Source organism: Pseudomonas sp. Y39-6, from assembly GCF_023651955.1.
GTDB classification, from domain to species: Bacteria; Pseudomonadota; Gammaproteobacteria; order Pseudomonadales; family Pseudomonadaceae; genus Aquipseudomonas; species Aquipseudomonas veronii.
Map to the genome: position 1 here is coordinate 4,873,316 of NZ_CP069594.1, position 23,092 is coordinate 4,896,407.

21 protein-coding genes are annotated in these 23,092 nt (G+C 58.4%); 8 read left to right on the top strand and 13 right to left on the bottom strand.

Features of this window, described 5'->3' with window-relative positions:
* The first annotated feature begins 96 nt into the window (after positions 1-96).
* Complete coding sequence (locus JN756_RS22120; RefSeq protein WP_201021349.1) at positions 97-1,137, top strand: alpha/beta hydrolase family protein; 1,041 nt, start codon at positions 97-99, stop codon at positions 1,135-1,137.
* A gap of 54 nt (positions 1,138-1,191) precedes the next feature.
* Here the strand turns inward: JN756_RS22120 and JN756_RS22125 are convergent, their stop codons facing one another.
* Positions 1,192-2,403, bottom strand: coding sequence for a YeeE/YedE family protein (locus JN756_RS22125; RefSeq protein WP_046486823.1), 1,212 nt, complete (start codon positions 2,401-2,403; stop codon positions 1,192-1,194).
* Between the two features lie 139 nt (positions 2,404-2,542).
* On the opposite strand from JN756_RS22125, the gene JN756_RS22130 reads away from it, so the two are divergent.
* Both JN756_RS22130 and dmeF read left to right on the top strand, forming a co-directional pair.
* Positions 2,543-2,818, top strand: a complete 276-nt coding sequence (locus JN756_RS22130) for a metal/formaldehyde-sensitive transcriptional repressor (RefSeq protein ID WP_017849380.1) — start codon at positions 2,543-2,545, stop codon at positions 2,816-2,818.
* Positions 2,815-3,735, top strand: a complete 921-nt coding sequence (gene dmeF, locus JN756_RS22135; RefSeq protein WP_201021350.1) for a CDF family Co(II)/Ni(II) efflux transporter DmeF — start codon at positions 2,815-2,817, stop codon at positions 3,733-3,735. Before JN756_RS22130 ends, dmeF begins: the two co-directional genes overlap by 4 nt.
* Positions 3,736-3,759: 24 nt before the next feature.
* Here the strand turns inward: dmeF and JN756_RS22140 are convergent, their stop codons facing one another.
* The 5 genes from JN756_RS22140 to JN756_RS22160 form a co-directional block, all read right to left on the bottom strand.
* The gene (locus JN756_RS22140) at positions 3,760-4,557 is read right to left on the bottom strand and encodes a DNA/RNA non-specific endonuclease (protein ID WP_046382606.1); all 798 of its coding nucleotides are present in this window, start codon (positions 4,555-4,557) and stop codon (positions 3,760-3,762) included.
* Positions 4,558-4,732: 175 nt separating this feature from the next.
* Positions 4,733-5,698 (bottom strand): fimbrial protein, encoded by a 966-nt coding sequence (locus JN756_RS22145; RefSeq protein ID WP_128192370.1) that lies wholly within the window; start codon positions 5,696-5,698, stop codon positions 4,733-4,735.
* A gap of 13 nt (positions 5,699-5,711) precedes the next feature.
* Complete coding sequence (locus JN756_RS22150) at positions 5,712-8,261, bottom strand: fimbria/pilus outer membrane usher protein (protein ID WP_232565901.1); 2,550 nt, start codon at positions 8,259-8,261, stop codon at positions 5,712-5,714.
* 112 nt (positions 8,262-8,373) lie between these two features.
* Positions 8,374-9,054, bottom strand: a complete 681-nt coding sequence (locus JN756_RS22155) for a fimbrial biogenesis chaperone (protein WP_057005953.1) — start codon at positions 9,052-9,054, stop codon at positions 8,374-8,376.
* Positions 9,055-9,148: 94 nt separating this feature from the next.
* On the bottom strand, positions 9,149-9,670 hold the full coding sequence (locus JN756_RS22160; RefSeq protein WP_017845895.1) for a fimbrial protein: 522 nt from the start codon (positions 9,668-9,670) through the stop codon (positions 9,149-9,151).
* 462 nt (positions 9,671-10,132) lie between these two features.
* On the opposite strand from JN756_RS22160, the gene arsA reads away from it, so the two are divergent.
* The gene (arsA, locus tag JN756_RS22165) at positions 10,133-11,893 is read left to right on the top strand and encodes an arsenical pump-driving ATPase (protein ID WP_169865558.1); all 1,761 of its coding nucleotides are present in this window, start codon (positions 10,133-10,135) and stop codon (positions 11,891-11,893) included.
* A gap of 147 nt (positions 11,894-12,040) precedes the next feature.
* On the opposite strand, the gene JN756_RS22170 is transcribed toward arsA, so the two are convergent.
* Positions 12,041-12,316 carry a hypothetical protein gene (locus tag JN756_RS22170; protein ID WP_046382602.1) on the bottom strand — a complete coding sequence of 92 codons (276 nt, stop codon included), beginning with the start codon at positions 12,314-12,316 and terminating at the stop codon, positions 12,041-12,043.
* 299 nt (positions 12,317-12,615) lie between these two features.
* On the opposite strand from JN756_RS22170, the gene JN756_RS22175 reads away from it, so the two are divergent.
* Positions 12,616-12,846 (top strand): hypothetical protein, encoded by a 231-nt coding sequence (locus JN756_RS22175; RefSeq protein ID WP_017845892.1) that lies wholly within the window; start codon positions 12,616-12,618, stop codon positions 12,844-12,846.
* Between the two features lie 210 nt (positions 12,847-13,056).
* Here the strand turns inward: JN756_RS22175 and JN756_RS22180 are convergent, their stop codons facing one another.
* From JN756_RS22180 to JN756_RS22190, 3 genes are all read right to left on the bottom strand, one after another.
* A complete protein-coding gene (locus tag JN756_RS22180; RefSeq protein ID WP_079444408.1) occupies positions 13,057-14,070 on the bottom strand; it encodes an isocitrate dehydrogenase in 1,014 nt (337 codons plus the stop codon).
* A gap of 548 nt (positions 14,071-14,618) precedes the next feature.
* Positions 14,619-15,863: a malic enzyme-like NAD(P)-binding protein gene (locus JN756_RS22185; RefSeq protein WP_046382600.1), complete on the bottom strand. Its 1,245-nt coding sequence runs from the start codon at positions 15,861-15,863 to the stop codon at positions 14,619-14,621.
* Between the two features lie 485 nt (positions 15,864-16,348).
* Complete coding sequence (locus tag JN756_RS22190; RefSeq protein ID WP_017845889.1) at positions 16,349-16,579, bottom strand: hypothetical protein; 231 nt, start codon at positions 16,577-16,579, stop codon at positions 16,349-16,351.
* A 141-nt stretch (positions 16,580-16,720) separates the two neighbouring features.
* On the opposite strand from JN756_RS22190, the gene JN756_RS22195 reads away from it, so the two are divergent.
* On the top strand, positions 16,721-18,382 hold the full coding sequence (locus tag JN756_RS22195; protein WP_026139891.1) for a SulP family inorganic anion transporter: 1,662 nt from the start codon (positions 16,721-16,723) through the stop codon (positions 18,380-18,382).
* A 60-nt stretch (positions 18,383-18,442) separates the two neighbouring features.
* On the opposite strand, the gene JN756_RS22200 is transcribed toward JN756_RS22195, so the two are convergent.
* The 3 genes from JN756_RS22200 to JN756_RS22210 form a co-directional block, all read right to left on the bottom strand.
* The gene (locus tag JN756_RS22200; RefSeq protein WP_017845887.1) at positions 18,443-18,628 is read right to left on the bottom strand and encodes a ribbon-helix-helix protein; all 186 of its coding nucleotides are present in this window, start codon (positions 18,626-18,628) and stop codon (positions 18,443-18,445) included.
* A gap of 131 nt (positions 18,629-18,759) precedes the next feature.
* Positions 18,760-19,074: a hypothetical protein gene (locus tag JN756_RS22205; protein ID WP_108524639.1), complete on the bottom strand. Its 315-nt coding sequence runs from the start codon at positions 19,072-19,074 to the stop codon at positions 18,760-18,762.
* A 147-nt stretch (positions 19,075-19,221) separates the two neighbouring features.
* Positions 19,222-20,607, bottom strand: coding sequence for an aminotransferase-like domain-containing protein (locus JN756_RS22210; RefSeq protein WP_046483922.1), 1,386 nt, complete (start codon positions 20,605-20,607; stop codon positions 19,222-19,224).
* A gap of 521 nt (positions 20,608-21,128) precedes the next feature.
* Here JN756_RS22210 and JN756_RS22215 point away from each other — a divergent pair.
* Together JN756_RS22215 and JN756_RS22220 are read left to right on the top strand one after the other, a co-directional pair.
* A complete protein-coding gene (locus JN756_RS22215; protein ID WP_017845884.1) occupies positions 21,129-21,914 on the top strand; it encodes a sulfite exporter TauE/SafE family protein in 786 nt (261 codons plus the stop codon).
* Between the two features lie 22 nt (positions 21,915-21,936).
* Positions 21,937-22,689: an SDR family NAD(P)-dependent oxidoreductase gene (locus JN756_RS22220; RefSeq protein WP_017845883.1), complete on the top strand. Its 753-nt coding sequence runs from the start codon at positions 21,937-21,939 to the stop codon at positions 22,687-22,689.
* Positions 22,690-23,092 lie beyond the last annotated feature (403 nt).

Below are 23,092 nucleotides of genomic sequence, written 5' to 3' on the forward strand. Positions count from 1 at the left end.
CAGCCAGAGGGCGCGCGTGTTGGGCTGCTCGCGAGTATCTGGCTGGGCCGCCTTTCAGGCTATGATGCGGCGCTCACATCAAGGACGATAGAAACCGTGAAAACCGCCCTCACCGCTCTGCTCCTGATCTGCCTGACCACGCCCGCGCTCGCGGTCGACAACGCCATCGGCTTCCAAACCGCTACGCTGGCCGATGCTCACCATGAGCGTCCGCTGGAGATGGTCGTCTGGTACCCCGCCACCACCACCGCAACCGCCGAACCCATCGCCGACAGCGTGGCTTTTATCGGCGCCCTTGCGGTGCCCAACGCGCCGCCGGCGAGCGGCGAACATCCGCTGGTTGTGCTCTCCCACGGTTACGGCGGTAATTGGGGCAATCAGGCGTGGCTGGCCAGTGCATTGGCGCACCGGGGTTACATCGTCGCAGCGGTCAATCACCCGGGCACCACCACCAGGGATCGCAGCCCGCAAGCCGCCGCGCAGTTATGGCAACGGCCCAAAGACGTGAGCCGGGCCATCGATGCGGTGCTGGGGCAGCCGAAGCAATTTGGCGCGGTCGCCAAAAACCGGATCGCTGCGGCAGGTCATTCCCTCGGTGGCTGGACCGTGATGGAAATCGCCGGGGCACGGTTCGACCCCGACCTTTTCGCCCAGGACTGCGACGCACACCCGAAGTTGGGCGGTTGCATCGTCTACCACCAGATCAACCCCGCCAACACGCCAGCCGCAAAGGCCCAACTGGCCGCGGACCTGCGCGACAAGCGCGTCAGCGCCGTGGTGTCATTGGACCTGGGCCTGTCACGCGGTATGACCGACGCCAGTCTGGCCGCATTGTCAGTGCCGACGCTGGTGATCGCGGGAGCGGTGCCCTCGGAGGATATGCCCGCCGAGTTGGAGTCCGCCGACTTGGCCAGGCGCCTGCCAACAGCCTCGACGCGCTACGTAGCGATCAGCGACGCCACCCACTTCAGCTTTATGTCGATCTGCAAGCCCGGCGCGGTGGCGTTGATTGAGGAAGATTCGCCAGGCGATGGCGTGATCTGCCGGGACCGCGACGGCGCGCGGCCACGGCAGGTGATCCAGCAGCAGGTCGTCGCGCTGATCACACAGTTTCTGCAGCCGACACCCCACAATTAAAACAAAGGGCGGCTCAAGACAAAGCGTATCGGGGCAGCACGTGTGCGGGCATTCTCAGCACCCGCTCAACGCCACCTGCGGCCGCTCGCCGGCAAAGAAGAACGGGCGCAACCGCACGCCGACGCTGTTGCCGATGAACGCCGCCACCAGCCACACCCAGCCATGCAGGCTGCCGGAGGCGATGCCGCTGAAGTACGCGCCGATGTTGCAACCGTAGGCCAGGCGCGAGCCGTAACCGAGCAGCAGGCCACCGATCACCGCCGCCATCAGCGAGCGCGCAGGAATGTTCAGGTTGGGGGCGAAACGCCCGGCCAGGCCGGCGGCCAGGAGCGCACCGAGGACGATGCCAATGTCCATCACGCTGGTGATGTCTTCCCACACCGGCGCGGCCAGGGCCTTGGCGTTGCCCGGCATTTGCCAGAACGCCCAACTGCCCACCTCCACACCCAGGCCACTCGCCACCTTGGCGCCCCACAGCGCGAACGCCGAGGTGATGCCCCACGGTCGCCCGGCCAGGGCCAGGGTTGCGTAATTGAGCAGGGCCAGGCCAATCGCGCCCCACACCAAGGGCCAGGGGCCACGCAGGAAGCGGCGCAAGCCTTGATGCTCGCTGGTCACGCCGGCTTCCAGTTGACCATGACGGGCCTTTTCCAGGCGCACGCTGACGGCTGCGATAAGGCCGAACACCGCCAGGTTCAGAAGCAGCGCCGGCATGACGCCGACACTTTTGACGATCGACGTCGCCGGGAACGCCGGCAGTGCAAACCACCAGCCCACATGGTGCGTGGCGATCAACGAACCACAGATAAAGAAGAACAGCGTCACCAACATGCGCGCATTACCGCCGCCCACGGTGAACAGGGTGCCCGACGCACAGCCGCCGCCCAGCTGCATGCCGATGCCGAAAATAAATGCGCCGAACACCACCGATACCCCGGCCGGCGCTACCAGCCCGACCACCGGCTGGCCGAACAACGTGCCCGCCCCCAGCGCCGGGAAGAACAGCAATACCGCTATCGCCAGCATCACCATTTGCGCACGCAAACCGGCGCCGCGCCGGTCATTGATAAACACGCGCCAGGCCGAGGTGAAACCGAAGGCGGCGTGGTACAGGGTCAAGCCCAGCGCCGCGCCGACGACCAGCAACAGCACCTGGCGCATGCCGACAAGGTTGTGCAGGAACACGGCGCCCAGCACCAGGAGCACAAAGGCCACCAGGGGCGCGACAGGCTTGCGCGCAGAGGTTGTGGAAAGAGAGGTGCTCATGAGGTATCTCAATTCATTTGAAGGGGGTTGATGACCAGACCGTCGAGTATAAACCGAGAGGGTCTGTCTCTCGGCGGAAGATTGCATAGGGGGGCGGGGTATGCCATGCTCCGCGCCTCATAGGTAGGGGGGGTATATTTTGAGCCATATAGCGGCCAATAAAGACAGTCTGATCAAGCGCGTCAAGCGCATTGCCGGTCAGATTCAAGCGGTGGAAAGAGCGTTGGAATCGGACAGCGATTGCGCCAAGACCCTGCACCTGGTCGCCGCCACACGCGGCGCCATCAACGGCTTGATGGAAGAAATCATCGAAGAACATGCCCGGGCGCATGTGGCGGACCCATCCCTCAGCGAGGAAGAACGCAACCAGGGCGTCGAAGAGTTGCTTGAAGCCATTCGGCGGTACTCCAAATGAGCCTTGATCATACCCACGAGCATGTCTTCCTCGGCTCGGCCCACGAAGAAAACGCCAAGCGCACCTTATGGGTGGTGATGTTGACGGTGGTGATGATGGTCGCGGAAATCGCCGCCGGCGCCCTCACCGGTTCGATGGCCCTGCTGGCCGACGGTTTTCATATGGCCACCCACGCGGGTGCGTTGGGCATCGCCGCCGCGGCCTACGCCTATGCCCGACGCCATGCGTCGAGCCCGCGTTTCAGCTTCGGCACCGGCAAGGTCGGTGATCTGGGCGGCTTTGCCTCGGCGCTGATCCTGGCGCTGGTGTCCCTGGGCATTGGCATCGAGTCGGTCATGCGCCTGTTGCAACCGACCGACGTGCAGTTCGGCACCGCGACGTTGATTGCCGTGGTGGGGCTGGTGGTCAATATCGTCAGTGCGCTGTTGCTCGGCCACGGTCATAGCCACGGGCATGACCACGAACACGAACATGCCCACGGCCACCATGGCCACGATAACAACCTGAGATCCGCCTATGTGCATGTGCTCGCCGATGCACTGACCTCGGTGCTGGCAATCGCTGCGCTGCTGGCGGGGCGGTACCTGGGTTGGGTCTGGCTCGACCCGTTGATGGGTATCGTCGGCGCCATCGTGATCGCACGCTGGGCCTGGAGCTTGATGGGCGTGACTGCCGGCGTACTACTCGATCAGACCCATGAGCATGTTGCTGCGGAGATCCGGGAGCTGGTGGAACAACCGGGCGACGCGACGATTACCGACTTGCACGTCTGGCAGGTAGGGCCCGGTGTGCATGCGGCAATCGTGAGCGTTGTCGGCAGCTCCACAGCGGATGCCGACAGCATTCGCGAGCGCCTCAAACCGGTGCATGAAGTGAGTCACCTCACCGTCGAGTTTCGCACGCTCGATGTGGCGTAGCGCGACGCTGGGTGACTCCCCCTCTTACGTGCGCCCTACTGACCCGGAGACCGGAAGATTACCGAGCAACTTCAGCCCGGTACTCTTCACGAACGCGTCATAGTCCATTGGCCGCTGGATGCGCGTCTGCGCGTTGGGCAGCACGTAAGCCCAGGCGCGTTTCGACGAAGCGTCGTACACCAGCTTGAACAGGCGCGTCGGCACCCAGACCTGGTTGTCGCCGATGGTGCCGTAGCCGGGGTCAAACAACGGGCCGGTGAACACAAACACATCACCGCCAGCGCGCTTGGCGAACTTGCGCACATCCGCCTCGACCTTGCTCCAGATCTTACGGTTGTTGGTAGGGTCTTGCGGCACCATGTTCGACAGTGCAAACGACTGCGCCATGGCATGGGCGTTCGGTGCGTCGGCGGCCGGCGACTGGTGGCCACGGTCGACGGCCGGATGCTGGCTGTGGTAGTCACTCAACTCTGCACGGCCATCCTTGGGGATGCGCGGGTCGGGGTAAAACAGGTTGGTGCGCTCCTCGCCTTTGGCATCCTGCAATTGCTCGGCGTTCAGGCGCTCGACCACCACCAGCGGCGTCTTGCTGGTCTGCGAATAGAGCACCGCAAAATTGTCCGAGCACAGGGCCAGGGGCCGCATGCTGGCGGGCACGGTGGCAGTGTTGATGGGTTTGGCGGCGGGGAAAAGATCGGCACAGCCATCAAAGGAGGCACGTTGTTCGGTGGCCGTGTAGAGGTCAGGCAGACTGCGGGCATGGGCCGCGGTCGAGAGTAAAACAAGGGCCGACAGCCCGACTGCAATGTTGCGTAGGTACATGTTCTAGATCTTTTGGCTGAGGATAAACCGACAACCATCAACGATGGTGCGGGGGCTGTTGACCGTGAAAAACCAGGTTAGTGCCGCAGGGCCGCGCCTGCTCTAGCCCCGGCATTACAGCAGAAAATTCCCACACCCCACACCCCGCAGCGCTACGTCCGACCTTCGGGTTTGGTCAGTTGTAGGTCATGGTAAACGTCGCGGTGCTGTTGGCCTGGCCGGCGGTCACGCTGGCATCGGTCTGGTAGTAACGTGCCACCAACGGGATTGCATAGGGGCCGTCGCTGACCGTAGTGCCCGCGGCAATCGGCGTTCTCAGCGAGACGGGGGCATTGTTGTAGTAGAGCCTTACGCCAACTCCGGTTGCGGCGGTAGGAGACGCATTCAGTGCCAGCACCCCAGCAATCCCGGAGCTGTGGGCGTTGCCATCCAGGGCAACTTTGACCCGTGTATTGGCATCGCAGTCGAGCGGGATGGAAAAGTTGATTTCATCTCCCGCGCTTCCCGGGCCGGTGAACTGGCTTCGCGGCACATTGCCCATGGGCACGGGGATGGACGTATTGGAGACCGAACAAGCGACGGGAATGATGGTATTGCTGCCGGACAGGCTGGCGTAAGCAGCATAAAAATAATTAACGATACTGCCTGAGGCGAGTCTTCCATTCGTCAGAACACCGGCCCCAACTGCCCCCGAAGTGGTTTTTACCAACTGCACGGTAATTCCGGGTTCAGGCAGCGCAACAGTGCTGGGCCCGTTGAAGTTGACATCGTAAGGCATAGCGCCGCCGAAGAATAATACACGAATCCCCACACCCGCTATATTGGTGTTGTATACGTTATTCCCATATGCGCTGATGACTCTGAACTGTTCCATTGCAAAGCGATGCACATAATTCACACTGCAGCCGTAAAAATACCGGCCACCATTGTAGGCGCCGGTATTGGCGGTTGCCAAAACCGTGCCGATGGGAGTATCACGCTGGACAATCAACGTTCCAAAATTTACCGTTCGCGTCAACGCCGACGACACGCCATTGTAAAAACGGCACGATGCCAATGCGTTATTCGATAACACCGTTAAAACCCATGCCGCACTGCCAAAACAGAACAACCTAATCAGCGTCCGTTGTACACCCAGCATAAAAAGCCCTCCATTAATTGCATGACACCGATAACGTCCTGATGATTGAAAACGGCTGCGACCCTTCAATGGATATCGGTAAAACAAAAGCTGCTGTGCATTGTTGGTCCGCTTGCTCGCCCCACTGAACCTTCACTTCACCCTGTTCCGGCATGCCGCTTAGATAAACCTCCCCTTCCAGGCCGACAATGCCGCTGCTGGCAAACGTCGTCGACTCTTGCACCAGCGTTGCGCTGGCGCCGAACGTGACGGGTTTTCCCTGATATGTGAGGGCCATCAGTACCCGGCTGCCGACGCGGGTCTGGAAATCCGCGAGCACCAAGGCGCCACGGGTCGGGATGACCGATTGGGTATTGGCCTCGATGTCGATGTCATCGGCCAGTGTTTCGGTGCTCAACGCAATGCGGTTGCGACGATAGGTGCTGACATGAGGAACCAGCGCATAACCGCGCCAATCGGTATTGACCCCGGTGTTGTTTTGCACTTTGACCCCGGCAGCGCCAGGCGCGCGCACCAGCGCCATGGTTTCGCCCTGAGGTTGGGAGAAAGTAATGCCGAACGGGTGCGCAACGACGCCACCCTGCGCGCCATAGTTGAGTTGTCGGGAGTGTCGCTCGTAGTTGTAACCGAGCTTGGTTTCCGCGTAAGCGCCTTTATACGTCGCGTGAGCATTGCCGCTGTTGCCTTGCCCTGGGCTGGCATAACCCTGGCTGACGCTGTAGATCAGATTATCGTCCGGCAGCGTCGCGCCACTGAGCCCCAGTTCGTGGGCGGTCTTTCCCTGTGCATCGGTATTCAGGTTGTAATTCACCCAGCTATTACGCAGAGCACTCCCCAACGGCAACTGGATATTGAATGCCAGTTGCTGGTCATTGCGCTTGCGCCCGTTATACGCGGGGGTCTGCGTGTAGGCATAACTCAAACCGTAGGTCACGCCGCCCCGGCTCAGGTTATAACCGGCACTCAGGCTCCGTTCGTAACCGGTTTGTCGCCAGAAGTCCTGCTGATAACCATTGATATAAAAGTTGCCGTATTCGCCCAGGGACTGATTGATATTGAGTTGCGCACGGCTGCGCCGGTTATACAGGCGTCGCCAGTCATTGAAGTTGCCGGGGTCGATCTCATTGGCTTCCTGGAAATCGTAATAACCGCTGGTGGAATAACGGTAACCGGCCAGGGTGAACGTGGTGTTGGTGGCCGCGATATCCTTCGCATATTGAAAGCGTACCGACTGGCCATCGTGCCGGGAACCCTGGCGCAACTCGGTGCGGGCCTGGCTCACATCCATGGAAAGCGAGCCCCATTCGCCAAACCCGTGGCCGACACCCAAGGACGTCGCCGAATACTTCGCCGAGGCAAGGACACCCGCGTACACGGTGGTGTCGCCGGGCAACCCGTAAATCAGCGTACCCTGGGCAAATGCGGGGGTGCTGCTCTTGCTCGCCGTCGAACGGTATTCGCCCGCGACCAGCGAATACTTAAAGCGCCCTTCCCGGACCATCACCGGCACCGCCGAAAAAGGCTGAATCGAGCTGCGCACGCTGCCATCAGCCTCGGTGATGGTGACTTCCATATCGCCGCTGGAAGACGTGGGGTACAAATCCGTGATTTCGAATGCGCCAGCGGGCACATAAGTCTGATAGATGATGTAACCGTTCTGGCGCACCGTCACCTGGGCGTTGCTGCGAGCGATGCCTCTCACCACCGGGGCGAACCCACGCAGGCTGTCGGGGTACATGTTGTCGTCCGAGGCCAATTGAATGCCCTGATACTGCACGCTGTTGAACAACTCCCCCGGCGTGAAGCTGTCCCCCACGACCAACTGGCTCTTCAACGAATGCACATCACGCTGAAGGTACGTATTGAGGCTGGCCCATTGGGCTCGGCTGTCACCTTGGGTGTAAGTCGAGTAGTTACGTAGCCGCCAGGCGCCCAGGTTCAACCCGCTGCGCAGGTTCAGGTAGTAATTGTCATCGCTGCCGGAACGCCCTTCGCGCCGGGTGTTCGCACCGCTGAAACTGTAATTGAGCAGCGCGGCCGGCAGGCCTTGGTCCCACTGTTCAGGATCAATCTGCCCGCGTGCTTCACGGGTGAGCGCCGCTTGGGGAATGCTGATGTCCAGACGGCGCTGATGAAAGTTGAACACGCTGCCCGCATCTGGAATGTATGCCTGCAGGTTGCTGATGGGGGTTTCCTGGGGCAGTTCGCGCAACGCAGGAAACGCCTGCAACTTGACGCCCATCTCCTGTAATTGTCGTGGGGTAAGTTCAGGTTGCAACAGACCGTCCAGCGCAACGAAGTTAATATCACGACTGGCTATTCGTCGGTCGTTCAAGTAGAGGTCCACTGAATAACTTCCAGGCAACTGCCCGCCCTGATTGGAGAATGCGTCGAGGTCGACCCACGTTTGTTCTGCATTGTCGATCTCCAAGGCACTGGCATTGAAATACTCGCGCGCCAGCGCATTGGACGCACACAGCGTAATGCCTATCATGCATTTGAGTGCATGCGCGGCCAGCACCTTTAGTTTCAGGCGTAGCATTCCATTATTTATAGCGTTCATATAAGAAGCCCCGCAATCCGGGCAACACAGTGCCCGCCACCCCAACACCAAAGGGCGGTTGATCCAACGCATTAACGAAACAGGAAGCCGTTAAAATAACAGCCCTTATGAATTAGAGTGGCGCACTGGCCTGCGGCGTAATACCGCCATAATCATTGATGGCTTGCCAACTGACGGCTCCACTTGCACCTTCCGGCATCGGCCAGGCCAATGTACTTTTGGGAGCAACCATACCGGCATCGTTAATAACCTGGTCACCCACGCTCACGCGAAAAAAAGACACGTGATACGCCGTAGGGTTGTTGACCTGCAACGCTTTACCTACCCGCGTAAAGACCAGTGCCTTATAAGCATTCAGCGACTCTCCTGGCATTCCCGGCGGGCGATAGAAGAGTTTTATCCGACTCTTCACAGAAATCAGCAGTTGGTTTTCTTCGGTTTTTTCCGAGGCGGGAATCGACTTGATATTCACCCAGAACACCGACTCTCTGTCCTGCGGAAAATCCCCTCCGGTGCGAATGATGCGCAGCACATTCTCCTGCTCGGCATCCAGCCGAAACAGCGGCGGCGTCATGATAAACGGCGCCTTGCCAAGTGCAGTCTGCGCCCCGTCATCGACCCATGACTGAATCAGATACGGCTTGGTCTTCTCGGTGTTTTTCACCGAAATCGAGGCTTCTTTCCTTGAGCCGTCGTACACCACCCGCGTGCCCCCCACCACCACACCCGCAATAGCTGTATGCACCGTACCGACCAGCAGGCCGGCGGTTAACATGTATTTCAGCCACCCCATCGACGTATCTCCTACCGACGCTTTGCTCAAGCCTGCACGTGAGCAAACCCACTTGTTGAGAAGGCCGAGCAGCGTGCCCGGCCTGTCTTAGTGATCAGTTATAAATAACTGTGAAATCACTGACGGCGTTGCCGGAACCGGCCACCACTGGAGCGGTTGCCACATATTTGGCGAAGAAGTTGAAGGTGGTGTCGGCTACCGGAGAAAGAGGCTTGCTGACGGACGGGGAGCCCACGGGAATCAACGTAGCGGCATCCCCCTCATACACACCGATCGCCACACCCTCGGCGGTTCCAGCCCCACTCGTCAGGGCAATCAAACTGCTGTTATTCCCGTCGGTCGGGCCATCAAACTTTACGACCGCGCTGGTGGCCGTGGCCGGGCAGTTAGTCAGGACGATATCGAACCGGGTCGGGGCCGCGGTATCGCCGACATTGGCCAATGCCGTTGAACTGACCGTCCCCATTGTCACCGTCTGATTGGCAGTACCGGGTGTAACAGTACACGCGGCATCGGTGATCGTACCGGTGAAGTTAATAGTGCCGTCCGCCGCATGGCTGAGCGCCGAAAATGCAGAGCACGCCAACAATGTGCATACGATTAATTTTTTATTCACACGACTATTCCTTATCACGTCAAGTTATGCAGGCATTCAACTAACTACTGGGGAGCAAGTCTCAATGCCAACCTTTTTCTAGAGCAAACAACTCCACAGGCGGATGACTGTCAGCCAGCTCGTCTTTGCTTTTCAGATTTGCCCTCTTGTTGTGAGAGAGCGGCGTCGATGATCAAGGCTTTTTAAAGAAATACCTACGTCGAAAAATCGGTGTGTGCTGTGGGGCTTTTCTCTGTTTTCCAATTATTTGAATTGCAGCACGCTCGACGATGTGATCCGCAGGGCAAAAACCAGCCAAACAGGCTGTTCACTTGGGCTGTGGATTACCGCCCTCTTCCGACAGAACACTCCTCTATCAGGACGGTAAAAATTACCGTTTGATTGATATGACCCCATTGGCGATTCTGAACATCGGTCTAAACTGCAAAACCCAGTCATGCTCCGCAAGGGAGTCAGCGTGTCATGCAGCCCACCCTCAAATTGCTCGATCAACCCACCCGATATATGTTCTTCACCGGCAAGGGCGGTGTCGGCAAAACGTCGGTCTCAACCGCGGTATCACTCGCCCTGGCCGAGGCAGGCAAGAAGGTACTGCTGGTCAGCACGGACGCCGCCTCGAACCTTGACGAGATGCTCGGCGTCGAGCTGAGCAATCAGCCTGTCGCGGTGCCGCACGTGCCTGGAATGTTCGTGCTCAATATCGACCCAGGGACCGCAGCAATTGACTATCGGGCCCGGGTGGTCGAGCAAATGGGCGACCAGGCCCGCGATGAAGACATCGCCTTGGTGCGTGAGCAACTCTCCGGGGCATGCACGACCGAAATCGCAACCTTCGACGAGTTCTCCCACCTGCTGTCGCAGGGCAGCGCGGCGTATGAGCACATCGTGTTCGATACCGCGCCCACGGGGCACACGCTCAGATTGTTGAGCCTGCCAAAAGCGTGGAGCGGCTTTCTAAAAGGCAACGATCGTGGCGCATCATGCCTGGGGCCGCATTCGGGCTTGAAAATGCAGGAGCAGTTGTTCAATCAGGCATTGGTGGCGCTCAATGATCCAGCCCTGACCACCGTTGTTCTGGTGACTCGCCCTGATAAAGGCGCCCTCAGCGAGGCTGCACGCTCCAGCGACGAACTCCGTGAACTGGGCTTGAACCACCAGCGCCTGGTGGTCAATGCTGTATTTAAACGCAGCGACTTGAATGACCCGATCGCCGCCGCGATCGAAGCTATGGGCCAGCAGGCGCTCGACGAGATGCCCGCGTCACTGCGCCAGCTTTCAGCCGACTACATCCCACTCAAGGCCGTGGATTCGGTTGGCTTGCCCGCGCTTCGCGCACTGCTGACACCCGAGCTTGCTGTCCCAGCCAGCATCGCAAGCCCAGTACCGTCGCGCCTGGAATATCACGCACTCGCGGAATTGATCGCCGAGTTAGCCCACGACCAGCGCGGCCTGATCATGGTCATGGGCAAAGGCGGCGTGGGCAAAACCACCATTGCCGCCGCCATCGCCCTGGGACTGGTACAGCATGGCAAGTCCGTACACCTGAGTACGACAGATCCTGCAGCGCATCTGGCGGTAACCCTCAATGCCGACGTGCAGGGACTCAGCGTCGGCCGCATCGACCCTAAGGTCGAGACCCAAAAGTACGTGGACAAGATCGTCGCCTCCCGCGCGCCAAGCCTGACGGAAGACGAAACCGCCTTGCTCATCGAGGATCTGCAATCCCCATGTACCGAAGAGGTCGCGGTGTTCCACGCATTCTCCCGTGTGGTTGCGCAAGCCAGAAGTGCATTCGTGGTACTCGACACAGCCCCCACAGGTCACTCCCTGCTCCTGATGGACGCCACAGGCGCCTATCACCGCCAGATGGTTCGCGAATTCAAAGGCAAAGCCTCGGACCACATCGTCACGCCGTTGATGCGCCTGCAAGATGCGGACTACACCAAGATCATCCTCGTCACGCTGCCCGAAGCCACCCCGGTGTCGCAGGCGGCAGCGCTGCAGGATGACTTGCGCAGGGCCGACATCGAACCGTTTGCCTGGGTGGTCAATAAGTCGTTGCTGGCCACCGATACGACAGACCCGCTGCTACGAGCGCGCCTGGATAGCGAGCGCAAACAAATGGCGAGAGTGGCCGAAGAAACCAACCATGCTGTCATCGTAGTGCCGTGGACAGTGGAGCCGCCGGTTGGCGTCGCCGGGTTGAAGCGCTTGCTGGATTGAAGTGTCGCTCGGCTTGCTCACACCGTGCGCCTGGATGACTGGAACGACACCAGCAAAAAAGCCTGCATGGCTGCAGGCTTTTCTCTATCTGGCACGACCTGGCTGCGCTCAGCCAAGCGTACTGTCGATCAGAGCCGTGACTGCCTATCAGTCTTCAGACCCTGCTCTCAGCACCGAGACAAAGCGTTCCAATGAAGGATCTTGCTCAGCGTGCCGCTTAATCCGGCCGATGAACATCCACTCATATTCCGCCCAAAAAACCCGAGCAGTCTTGGGGGCTTTGCAGTCGAATACAACTTGATGGATCCCTGTTTCTCGCTGCCGAACGACGACACATTGCTCAAGGCCAACCAACAGTCGCTGCCCTGGCTCCAGGGGCGGAGCATTCAGCGCAAGGCGTTTCTCAATTGCTGTTTTGCGCATGATGACTGTCGTCCTTAAAATTCAGAAACCTTATGCATTGAATCAAAAGCAAAGCCAGCCGCATGGCGGTGTGCCTTGAACGCCAGGGCATCGGGCGGACCCGCGTGGCTCAGGCGCTTCGACAGCTCTGCACACGACTATCCTCCACTGGATCATATGTGCATAATATTATCATGCAGTGATAATAGAAAGGCAATCGACGTCGCCCTGGCCTGAGGCCCGGACGAGGTCTTTTGATTGATTGCCAGGAGGCAGAGACATGCATGAAAGCAGCACTACGTGAGCGCTTGGAGACCCGTATGAAACGTGAAGACGTAAAAACCAAATACGCTGAAGGCATTCAGTTTGATACCCATTTGATTGCCAACCCGGCCAACACCCAGGAGTGGATCGTCTTCTTTAAAAAGGATGCCGGAAGAAGCTTCTTCCTAGTCAATGACAACGAAGAAATCGAACCTTTTCGGTACCTTGATGATTTGATTCATGAGCTGCGCGAAATCGGTATCAAGGTAGCTGAAATTCATTTCTGAATTGTTTCCTTGGCACCTCGCGCATCTACAAGTGCGATCGCAGCAAATAATGATGTTGGATTAACGTCTATTAACGCCAACGTTACGGCAACAAAAGACTGCTGGAGGACTCGAGTATCGGAAGGTTTTCCAGCCAGCGGCCCTACGGGCAGGTCCGCGTGGAGCACAGCCAGCTCGCAGTGAGCTGGCGCGCGTTTCCTGACGCTCTACTCAGGCACGCAAGTAGGCCACCAAGGCATCGGCGAAGGACTCAGTGGTACCGGCCCCGCCCATATCGGGTGTCACTTGGTCACGGGAGTTTTCCAGAACAACGCGGATAGCAGTACGAATGCGCGTGCCCTTGTCCACCATGCCCAGGTAATCAAGCATGTCTGCGGCGGCCAATAACAATGCACACGGGTTCGCGATGTTCTTGCCGGCGATGTCCGGTGCCGAACCGTGGACCGCTTCGAAGATGGCTGCATCGGCACCGATGTTGGACCCCGGCGCCAAGCCCAACCCACCGACCAGGCCTGCGCACAGGTCTGAAAGGATGTCGCCAAACAGGTTGGTGGTGACGATGACATCGAATTGATGGGGATTCATCACCAACTGCATACAGGCATTGTCGACGATCATCTCGTGGAATTCGATTTCCGGATAATCCTCGGCGACCTCACGCGCCACGTCAAGGAACAGCCCGGAACACGACTTGATGATGTTGGCCTTGTGTACCGCGGTCACTTTTTTGCGGCCTTTGCTACGAGCCAGCTCGAACGCGTAGCGCACGATGCGTTCGGAGGCTGTGCGTGTTACGCGAATGCTTGCCAGAGCGACTTCGCCGTCTTCCGAAATACTTTGCCCTTCTGGCAGGTACGCCCCTTCGGTATTTTCACGCACCGTGATGATATCGATACCTTCAAAGCGCGAACGAGTGCCGGGGAAACTGATCGCCGGTCGGACGTTGGCGTAGAGATCGAAGTGGCGGCGAAGGTGGACGTTGATCGAGGAGAAGCCGCGGCCAATCGGCGTGGTCAGAGGGCCTTTGAGTGCGACGCCGTGTTTGGCGATCGTATCGATGGACGCGGGCGGCATCAGCTGCCCATGCTGCTGCAAGGCCTCCAAGCCGGCCTCAACGAAGTCGTACTGAAGATTGCAGTCAAGGGCATCGAGTACGCGTAGCGTCGCTTGCATGATCTCAGGGCCGATGCCGTCACCCTTGATGATTGCGATGGTTTTGCTCATGGTCTCTTCCTTAACAGCGCTGTGTCAGCCTGCTGTATTGATGGGGTCACTGAGACTGGTGTCACGAGTCTGCTGATAGGCATTGACTGTCTGACGGCTTTCACCGCGGCAGAGTGCTATGTTTCATCCTCCGCGCCGTGACCGCGCAGGTCATTGCGGATCAATTGACGAGCGACCTGAACGGGTGTCAGCTCTCGCTATGGATGCGGCGGTTACAGGTGAGCGCCCGGATCAAGCGTGCAGTCATTTGCTCCATCGATGACGCGCATAACATTAACATACAATGCTAATTCCACGTGGTAGAAAGCAGCGTTTTCCGGATGATACCAAGGTCTTAGAACGCCTGTGCGTGACAGGGTGAGATCGCTTTTAGGCAGGCATAAAAGGAAGACGGGTTGTGGCTCGGATCATTCAAGAACGGATGATCTTGCAAATGGCGGGCTGTCGATGTTCAGGAGCTGCGGCGGCCGGATATCCGCCGAGTGCGACAGCTGCCAACCGTGCAAAAGGTCGTGCAACTGCCGCACATCAGCCTGATTGACCTCCGCTTACAGCGGGTAGTGCGCCGGGTAATGCAGCTTCGCAACACCGGTGTCGATAGCGGCCTTGGCCACTGCGCCGGCGATTGCCCCGAGCAGGCGAGCATCGAGCGCTTTGGGGAGAATGTAATCGCGCCCAAACTCAAGCTTGTCGACGTTGAACGCTCGCAGCACTTCCACAGGGGTTGGCTCTTTGGCCAATTGGCGCAGTGCTTCCACTGCCGCAATTTTCATCGCTTCGTTGATCCGGGTTGCCCGAACATCCAGGGTTCCGCGGAAGATGAACGGAAAGCCCAGAACGTTATTGACCTGGTTCGGGTAGTCGGAGCGACCGGTCGCCATGATCAAGTCATCACGCGTGGCCATGGCCAACTCGTAGCTGATTTCAGGATCGGGGTTCGAGCAGGCAAACACGATCGGCTTGGGAGCCATCGCCGCCAACGCTTCAGCCGGAAGCAGATTGGCGCCAGACAACCCCACGAACACATCGGCACCGTTCATGGCTTCCATCAACGTGCGCGGGCCACCGTCGTTAACGAATTGTGCTTTGTATTGGTTGAGGTCTTTGCGCGCCGAGTGGATGACACCGGTACGATCGACCATGTACAGATTGCTTTTTTGCGCGCCAAGGCTGAGCAGCAGGCGCATGCACGCCGTGGCTGCGGCACCGGCGCCAAGGCAGACGATTCTCGCGTTCTCCAGCGTTTTGCCCTGAATCTCCAGCGCATTGAGCATGCCGGCCGCGGTGACGATGGCGGTGCCGTGCTGGTCGTCATGGAAGACCGGGATGTTGCACTGTTCGATCAGTGCGTCCTCGATTTCAAAGCACTCAGGGGCTTTGATGTCTTCCAGATTGATCCCACCAAAGGTGTCGGCGATACGCACGACGGTGTCGATAAAAGCCTGGGAACTCTCGGCATTGACTTCGATATCGATCGAGTCGATACCGGCAAAACGCTTGAACAGCAACGCTTTGCCTTCCATCACCGGCTTACTGGCCAAGGGGCCCAGATCGCCGAGGCCCAAAATGGCCGTACCGTTTGTGATCACGGCCACCAGATTGCCTTTTCCGGTAAAGCGATAGACGTTCTCCGGGTCCTTCGCGATTTCGCGAACGGGCTCGGCCACGCCAGGGCTGTACGCCAGTGCGAGTTGGGCGGCGGTATCGGCAGGCTTGGTCAGCGCAATGCCGATTTTTCCTGGGGTCGGGAATTCATGGTAATCCAGTGCAGCCTTCTTGAAGTCGGTAGTCATGCGAGCCCCTAATTAGACGTTGATTACAATATTATGTTAACACTATTATAATACAAGGCAACGAGGTCCTGAGCCACAGACCAGGATCGAGTTGCCGGCTTGAATGCTGCTGACGAAGGGGTTTGTCAGCCAGCAGACCAACGCTATTGGCCCTAAGACTTCAGGGCGGGCCTGTATTTTTTGGCCAATAGAGCCCTCCTATGCTTGAACCCGTTTAGGCCACCTTGCGTGGCCTTTTTTTTGCGCGCTCGAGAGCCCGGCGCGCTACGCACCAAGCACGACACACTAGGACTCGGGGTTTGCTTATCGCGTCTTGGAGCCGCCCTACGCACTTCGACAATCGCGTAAGGGCGTCGACGCGGCTCATGGGGCCGGATCAGCGTTGATCCGTGTCAGGCGATCGCGGAAAAGGATGGGGGGCGTCGATTCTTTCTTTAACAGAACTCAATCTTTACTGACCTGCTCAACCTTTCTGAGGGTGGCTGTCAGAAATGCACTTCGGCAGATTTGATACCCAGCTCGCGAAGCTCATGGATCAGATCATCGAGGCGTCCAAATGACTCCACTTCCTCGTTGTCATTGACCAGAAAATAGCTTCTCCCGGCATCCTTTTTGAAAAGAATGATCCACTCGTGCGTGTTGGCCGGGTTGGCTATCACATGCGTGTCGAAGTGCATGCCTTCCCCGTGTTTGGTTTTGACATCTTCGCGTTTCATGCGCGGTCTCCGAGCATAGGGCTCAGCTCTCTGAGCACTGAATCTAGAGCGTCGCCAGCGTTGTACCGAGGCTAGGCCAATTGCTTTGCTATTATCATAACGTGTGAATAGTATGCACATGCCACCAGAACGAGGCTAGTCATGATTGCGATACGAGAAGCTTGGAAAGCGGGCTTGTTAGGGCGCGAGCATTGGCTTGGAAATATCGTCTCAGGGATCATCGTCGGCGTCGTGGCGCTGCCCTTGGCCATGGCATTTGCCATCGCCTCCGGCGTCAAGCCGGAACAGGGGATCTACACGGCCATTGTGGGTGGTTTGCTGGTTTCGCTGTTCGGCGGAAGCCGGCTGCAGATTGCGGGCCCCACAGGCGCATTCATCGTCATTCTGGCCAGCGTGACAGCCAAGTACGGCGTTGATGGCTTGCAGGTCGCGACAATGATGGCCGGGGCAATTTTGTTGCTGCTCGGCATCACCAAACTTGGCGCACTCATCAAGTTCATCCCTGACCCGGTGATTGTGGGATTCACCGCCGGCATCGGGGTGATCATTTGGGTCGGGCAATGGAAAGACTTTCTGGGCTTGCCGAAAATCAGTGGCGAGCACTTCCACCAGCGGCTGTGGCACCTCATCCAGGCATTCCCCAACCTTCATGTACCCACGACACTGTTAGCCCTGCTGAGCCTGGCGCTAGTGATCCTCGCGCCTAAACTGCCGGGTTTAAAGCGTGTTCCCGGCCCGCTGATCGCGATGGTCGTGGTGACGGCGTTGCATGCCTATTTTCAGTTCGACGGGGTGGCCACGATCGGCAGTGCATTTGGGGGCATTCCTCAAGGCCTTCCCCAAATCGGCCTTCCAGCAATAACGCTGCCCCAGGTCATTGAGTTGATTGGCCCTGCGTTTGCAATCGCGATGCTTGGGGCTATCGAGTCACTGTTGTCGGCGATTGTCGCCGACGGGATGGCCGGCACCAAACATGACTCCAATCAGGAGTTGATCGGACAAGGCATTGCCAACCTGGTCACCCCTCTGTTCGGTGGCTTCGCTGCGACAGGGGCGATCGCTCGAACGGCCACCAACATCCGCAATGGCGGCAATAGCCCAATCGCGGGCATTGCCCACTCCCTCACGTTGATTTTGCTGATCTTCTTTCTGGCGCCGCTGGCTTCGGATATCCCGCTTTGCGCATTGGCGGCGATCTTGTTCGTGGTCGCTTACAACATGAGCGAACTGAAGCACTTCAAGCGCATGGTCAAACGCGCGCCCAAAGCCGACGTTGCCATCCTGCTAATCACCTTCGGCCTGACCGTATTCAGTGACCTGACGATCGCCGTGAACATTGGGGTGATTCTTGCCATGCTGCAATTCATGCGTCGTATGGCGTCCTCTGTCGAGGTACAGCTAATGGTCGAAGATGAGCTGGAGGCAGAGTTGCGTACAAATGGACATGCACATCTTCCTCCCGGTGTTTTGGTCTACACCATCGAGGGGCCTCTGTTCTTTGGCGCCGCAGAAACCTTTGAACGTGTTTTGGCGCAAACGCACACCGATCCCAGAACGTTGATTATTCGCCTGAAGCGCGTGCCGTTTATGGACATCACGGGCTTGCAAACGCTGCTCGAAGTCATTGAGCAACTGCACAAGCGCGGCATTGTCGTAAAGCTGTGTGAAGCCAATGAGAAAGTGCTTGGCAAACTCGACCGGGCCGGGATTCTTCAGGTGCTCGGTTCACAGCATTATCATGCCGACTTCAATGGCGCACTGGTCAGTCATACCCAGATCAACGAGAGTCAGGGCGAGACGTAGGAGACAGTGAATGACGCGCGATGAGCAGGCACTTGTCGTGCCCGCTCATACAGGGATGAATTACTTGGCATTGGCCGCAATTTTGCTTTTGGTCGCGTAGGACACGCCATGCGTCTCGAGGTAGTCCCGAATCAGCTGACGAACGACCTGAGAAGGTGTCAGGTCCTGAGACGCGCAAAGCTCCTCAAGGGCTTTTTTCTTGACGGGATCAATGAGCACAGTCAGTCGTGCAGTCTTGTTTTCCATGGAATTGCCTGTCGCCTAAATCGATCAATGATAATCAAATTATAATAGCAGGGCATTCATTTGTCACCGCTTAGGTTCGCCGCTGCACTGTTCGATCCGAAAGCCCGAGCACCTTCGAAAACACATGGTGGTCACGTAGCGGGGGCGATTACCAACTCCGACGGAAATCCTTTCTCCATCATCGAATGAAGCTCAAATGCGCTGGTGATCTTGAGTTTCGTGCCTTCACCAAACAGCAGCGGTAAAGGCCTGGCCGGATCGTATGCTGTTGCTTGTAGGGTTTTGCTCGCCGGAATCATGCCCTCCCTCCTCCGCCATATGGCTAAAAAAAACGCCAACAGCAAAGAAAGCCATCCGACGATGGGCAGCCAGATCACACGAACCCTAAAAAACCGCGAGGCCGAATGGGTGACAGGCTGCGCAAGGTTTTGGGCGAGTCGTATCATGAAAGGACTAGGCTGACATCCGGCTTGCCAACTCTCGCGGCAGAGAAGGTGAGCCGAGGAACGTCGCACGAGCGGCGCTCAATCTTGAGAGCGCAAAAGACCTCAAGACAATCGCCTTCAGGCCTCCCGCCGACCGCCCCACAACAATCAATAAAACAACCGCGGCTCCGGCGCAGCCAGCAGGCTGACCAACTTGGTCAACGCAAACCCCAACTCCGCGCGGCTAGGGCCCATCAGGGCGATGCGTACCCCACGGGTGCTGGCGCTGCGCTGGGCCAGGAACTGGCTGCCACTGACCACGATCACGCCGTTGGCGCGCGCGAGGTTGGCGAACTCGTCGCTGGTCCAGGGCTCGGGCAATTCGAGCCATACATGGAAGCTGTTGGGTTGGGTGCGAATGTCGTACGAGCCCAGTAGCTGCCGCGCCAGGCGCTGGCGCTCCGCAGCTTCCTCCTGTTGCACCCGCACCAATTGCGCCCCACGGCCACTGGTGATCAGGTTGCTGGCCAATTGAGCCATCAACGGCGACGGCATCCACACACTGCTGCGCACCATGGACGACAGCCGCGATAGGGTTTGCGGCGGCGCGTACAGGTAACCGATGCGCAGGGCCGGTAGCAAGCTCTTGGACAGGCTGGTCAGGTATACCGAGCGCTCCGGGGCATAGGCCGACAACGGCTTGTGCGCGGGGCGTGTCTCAAGAAAGCCGTAGATATCATCATCGATGATGTACAGATCAAACTCGCGGGCGATCTCGGCGATTTCCAGGCGACGCGATTCGGGCATGATCGAGTTGGTGGGGTTCTGGTGCGTGGCCACCGTCACCAGCAGCGTGGGCCGGTGCTCGATGCACGCGGCCCGCAGCGCCGCCGGTACCAGGCCGTACTCATCGACCTGCACCCCGTGCAGGCGACGGCCTAGGCTGTGGGCCAGGGAGATGATCCCCGGATAGCAATATTCCTCACACAGAATCATATCGCCGACGCTGGACAGGCCGCCGATGGCCACCAGCAAGCCGTGTTGGGCACCAGCCGTCAACACGATCTGTTGGGCATTGGCGTCCGGCAGGCAGCGCTGCACCCACAACGCGCCGGCCTCCTTATGCACGGAATGGCCGCCGTCGGTGACGTAATCCAGGATCGATCCCAACTCGGGCGCCTGCGCCAACTCCTCGATTGCTCCTCGCAGCCAGTCGCTCATGCCGGCGTCGCAGGGCTTGATGATCGACAGGTCTATCTGCCCGGTATCTACCTTGGAGGCAACGCCGAGTCTGGCCACCGGCGCCAAGACACCGCGGGTCGGCAGCACGAATGTGCCTCGCCCCACTTCCCCGATCACCAGGCCGCGCTTGGCCGCCTCGTCGTAGGAGCGGCCGATGGTGCCCGGCGTCACTTTCAACGCCTCAGCCAGTTCCTTGAGGGTAGGCAGGCGCTCGCCCGCGGCCAAGTGCCCGGAAGCGATGTCACGCGCCAGTGCGTCGGCGATCATCAAGTAAACCGGCTGGCCATGGCCGCTGTATTCAGGAACCCACATAGGAACGACACCAGAAACAACTGAAGCGCGAAATCCTACCATGAAATTTTTCATAAGCGTAATCGCACAACAATCGACTCAATATTATTCGACTCAAAACATTACACCGATCAAATACATGTCATTGATTTTCTACCGAAACACAAGACTTCAGCCGTCACCGCAAGGCAACGCGACCGAATTTTGCACGGAGCATCTGCGCCATAGCAGAGGGAAAGTGCAGTCCAGCAGCAGCTGCTGCAGATTTTATTGCCAATTAAAATCAATAAAATCATTAGGTTATGATCAGTCAAGCGAAACAATGTCAATTTAGGTATCAAAAACATATTGAGTCGATTTATTTCAAGGAATTAGAATGATTGCATCGATTCAATATTCTTTACCCATCCACATCAAAATATGGAACTTCACCTGAAATGGAAAGCGCAAACCTCAAGACCGCAGCCGACGCTGCCACAGCCGCGCCGACCACCTTTACGAAGTCCTTTCCTGATCGCCACATTGACTAAACAGGTACCACCATGGAATTACTCGGATCGTTCTGGGCCCAGCACTGGATACTGGCCATCATGCTGCTGGGCACAATCGCTTTTGTCGCCGGCTTCGTAGACAGCATTGCCGGGGGGGGCGGGCTGTTCCTAGTGCCTGGTTTCCTGCTGGTGGGGCTGCCGCCGCAGGTAGCGCTGGGCCAGGAAAAGCTGGTCAGCACCCTAGGCACTCTGGCCGCCATCCGCAACTTCTTCGCCAACAGCAAGATGGTGTGGAAAGTGGCGCTGGTGGGCGTGCCGTTCGCGCTGCTGGGCGCTTACATGGGCGCCCACCTGATCGTGTCGATTTCCCCGGAAACCGTGGGCAAGATCATCCTGGCGCTTATCCCTCTTGGCATCTTGATCTTTCTCACGCCCAAGGATCGGCCGGTACAAGAGCACACACTCAGCAACCGCATGCTCTTCACCGTAGTGCCCCTGACCTGCTTGGTCATCGGTTTCTACGACGGCTTTTTCGGGCCGGGCACTGGCAGCATGTTCATCATCGCCTTCCACTACCTGCTGAAGATGGACCTGGTGTCCAGCTCGGCCAACTCGAAAAGCTTCAACTTCGCCTCCAACATTGGCGCGCTGGTCGCCTTCATTGTGGCCGGTAAGGTGGTGTACCTGCTGGCCCTGCCACTAGTGGCCTGCAACATCCTGGGCAACCACATAGGCAGCGCCCTGGCCATCCGTAAAGGCAACGATGTTGTGCGCAAGGTGCTGGTGCTTTCGATGCTTTGCCTGTTCGCCAGCCTTGGCGTGAAGTACCTGGCTTGATTCAACCCTCAAGGAGAACCTGATGAAAACTGCATTTGTGACCGGCGCTTCGGCTGGCTTCGGCAAGGCCATCTGCCGCGCATTGATCGCTGACAATTACCGCGTGATCGGCGGCGCCCGCCGCGCAGATAAATTGGCGGAACTGAAGCGCGAACTGGGCGAGCACTTCATTGCCCTGCCCCTGGACGTGACAGACGCCGCCTCGCTGGACGCGGCTTGCGAATCGATTCGCGACTCGTCGCTGCACATCGACCTGCTGGTGAACAACGCCGGCCTGGCACTGGGTATCGACCGCGCCCAGAGCGCCGATGCCAAGAACTGGGAACGCATGATCGCCACGAACGTCACCGGCCTGGCCATGGTCACCCACAAGCTGCTGCCGGCCATGGTGGAAGCTAACAACGGGCTGATCATCAACATCGGCTCCATTGCCGGCACGTATCCCTACCCGGGCGGCAACGTATATGGCGCCAGCAAGGCCTTCGTTAAACAGTTCAGCCTGAACCTGCGCGCAGACCTCGCAGGCACCAGGGTACGGGTCAGCAACATCGAGCCGGGGCTGTGCTCGGGCACGGAATTTTCACTGGTACGCCTGGCCGGTGACCAGGACGCGGTGAACGCGCTGTACCGCGACGTGGAGGCAATCCGCCCTGAGGATCTGGCCAACACAGTAGTGTGGATCGCAGGCCAGCCGCCGCACGTGAACATCAACTCGGTGGAAATCATGCCGGTAGCCCAGAGTTACGCCGCGCTGAACATCGCCCGCAACCTGTAGCCCGGGCATGCCGGTGGCTGGCACCAGGGCAGGGATTTATGCCGGGCCAAGCGTTCCAAGCGTTGCTATAACGCGCCACTACCCATGAAGGAGTCTTATGGATACCGCGCGACACCGCCAATACCCTGCTCGCTTTCCGGTAGTCGCCCGTGAATGCAGCTTTACCTAGGCCGTGGCTAAGTGAAACGACTGCAGTGACTTTCATGGGGCTTACCTCTGAATCGAAGGATCAGAGACGCATTCATGCTGTTCACGCTGTGCGCTTTGATCGCCCTGGCGAAATCCAAGGCAAAAAAAGCCTGCATCGCTGCAGGCTTTTCTCTATCTGGCTCCACGACCTGGACTCGAACAGAAAAATAAACATTTGTTCTACAATGAAATTATTCTGTTTTTTAGTCTATAC

What these genes read in the sequence shown, in the direction of transcription:
- dmeF (WP_201021350.1), top strand. Translation starts at nt 2,815, where the DNA reads ATGAGCCTTGATCATACCCACGAGCATGTCTTCCTCGGCTCGGCCCAC.
- JN756_RS22175 (WP_017845892.1), top strand. Translation starts at nt 12,616, where the DNA reads ATGAAACGTGAAGACGTAAAAACCAAATACGCTGAAGGCATTCAGTTT.
- JN756_RS22125 (WP_046486823.1), bottom strand. Translation starts at nt 2,403, where the DNA reads ATGAGCACCTCTCTTTCCACAACCTCTGCGCGCAAGCCTGTCGCGCCC.
- JN756_RS22200 (WP_017845887.1), bottom strand. Translation starts at nt 18,628, where the DNA reads ATGGAAAACAAGACTGCACGACTGACTGTGCTCATTGATCCCGTCAAG.
- arsA (WP_169865558.1), top strand. Translation starts at nt 10,133, where the DNA reads ATGCAGCCCACCCTCAAATTGCTCGATCAACCCACCCGATATATGTTC.
- JN756_RS22190 (WP_017845889.1), bottom strand. Translation starts at nt 16,579, where the DNA reads ATGAAACGCGAAGATGTCAAAACCAAACACGGGGAAGGCATGCACTTC.
- JN756_RS22195 (WP_026139891.1), top strand. Translation starts at nt 16,721, where the DNA reads ATGATTGCGATACGAGAAGCTTGGAAAGCGGGCTTGTTAGGGCGCGAG.
- JN756_RS22150 (WP_232565901.1), bottom strand. Translation starts at nt 8,261, where the DNA reads ATGAACGCTATAAATAATGGAATGCTACGCCTGAAACTAAAGGTGCTG.
- JN756_RS22180 (WP_079444408.1), bottom strand. Translation starts at nt 14,070, where the DNA reads ATGAGCAAAACCATCGCAATCATCAAGGGTGACGGCATCGGCCCTGAG.
- JN756_RS22185 (WP_046382600.1), bottom strand. Translation starts at nt 15,863, where the DNA reads ATGACTACCGACTTCAAGAAGGCTGCACTGGATTACCATGAATTCCCG.
- JN756_RS22140 (WP_046382606.1), bottom strand. Translation starts at nt 4,557, where the DNA reads ATGTACCTACGCAACATTGCAGTCGGGCTGTCGGCCCTTGTTTTACTC.
- JN756_RS22170 (WP_046382602.1), bottom strand. Translation starts at nt 12,316, where the DNA reads ATGCGCAAAACAGCAATTGAGAAACGCCTTGCGCTGAATGCTCCGCCC.
- JN756_RS22145 (WP_128192370.1), bottom strand. Translation starts at nt 5,698, where the DNA reads ATGCTGGGTGTACAACGGACGCTGATTAGGTTGTTCTGTTTTGGCAGT.
- JN756_RS22205 (WP_108524639.1), bottom strand. Translation starts at nt 19,074, where the DNA reads ATGATACGACTCGCCCAAAACCTTGCGCAGCCTGTCACCCATTCGGCC.
- JN756_RS22215 (WP_017845884.1), top strand. Translation starts at nt 21,129, where the DNA reads ATGGAATTACTCGGATCGTTCTGGGCCCAGCACTGGATACTGGCCATC.
- JN756_RS22155 (WP_057005953.1), bottom strand. Translation starts at nt 9,054, where the DNA reads ATGGGGTGGCTGAAATACATGTTAACCGCCGGCCTGCTGGTCGGTACG.
- JN756_RS22210 (WP_046483922.1), bottom strand. Translation starts at nt 20,607, where the DNA reads ATGTGGGTTCCTGAATACAGCGGCCATGGCCAGCCGGTTTACTTGATG.
- JN756_RS22220 (WP_017845883.1), top strand. Translation starts at nt 21,937, where the DNA reads ATGAAAACTGCATTTGTGACCGGCGCTTCGGCTGGCTTCGGCAAGGCC.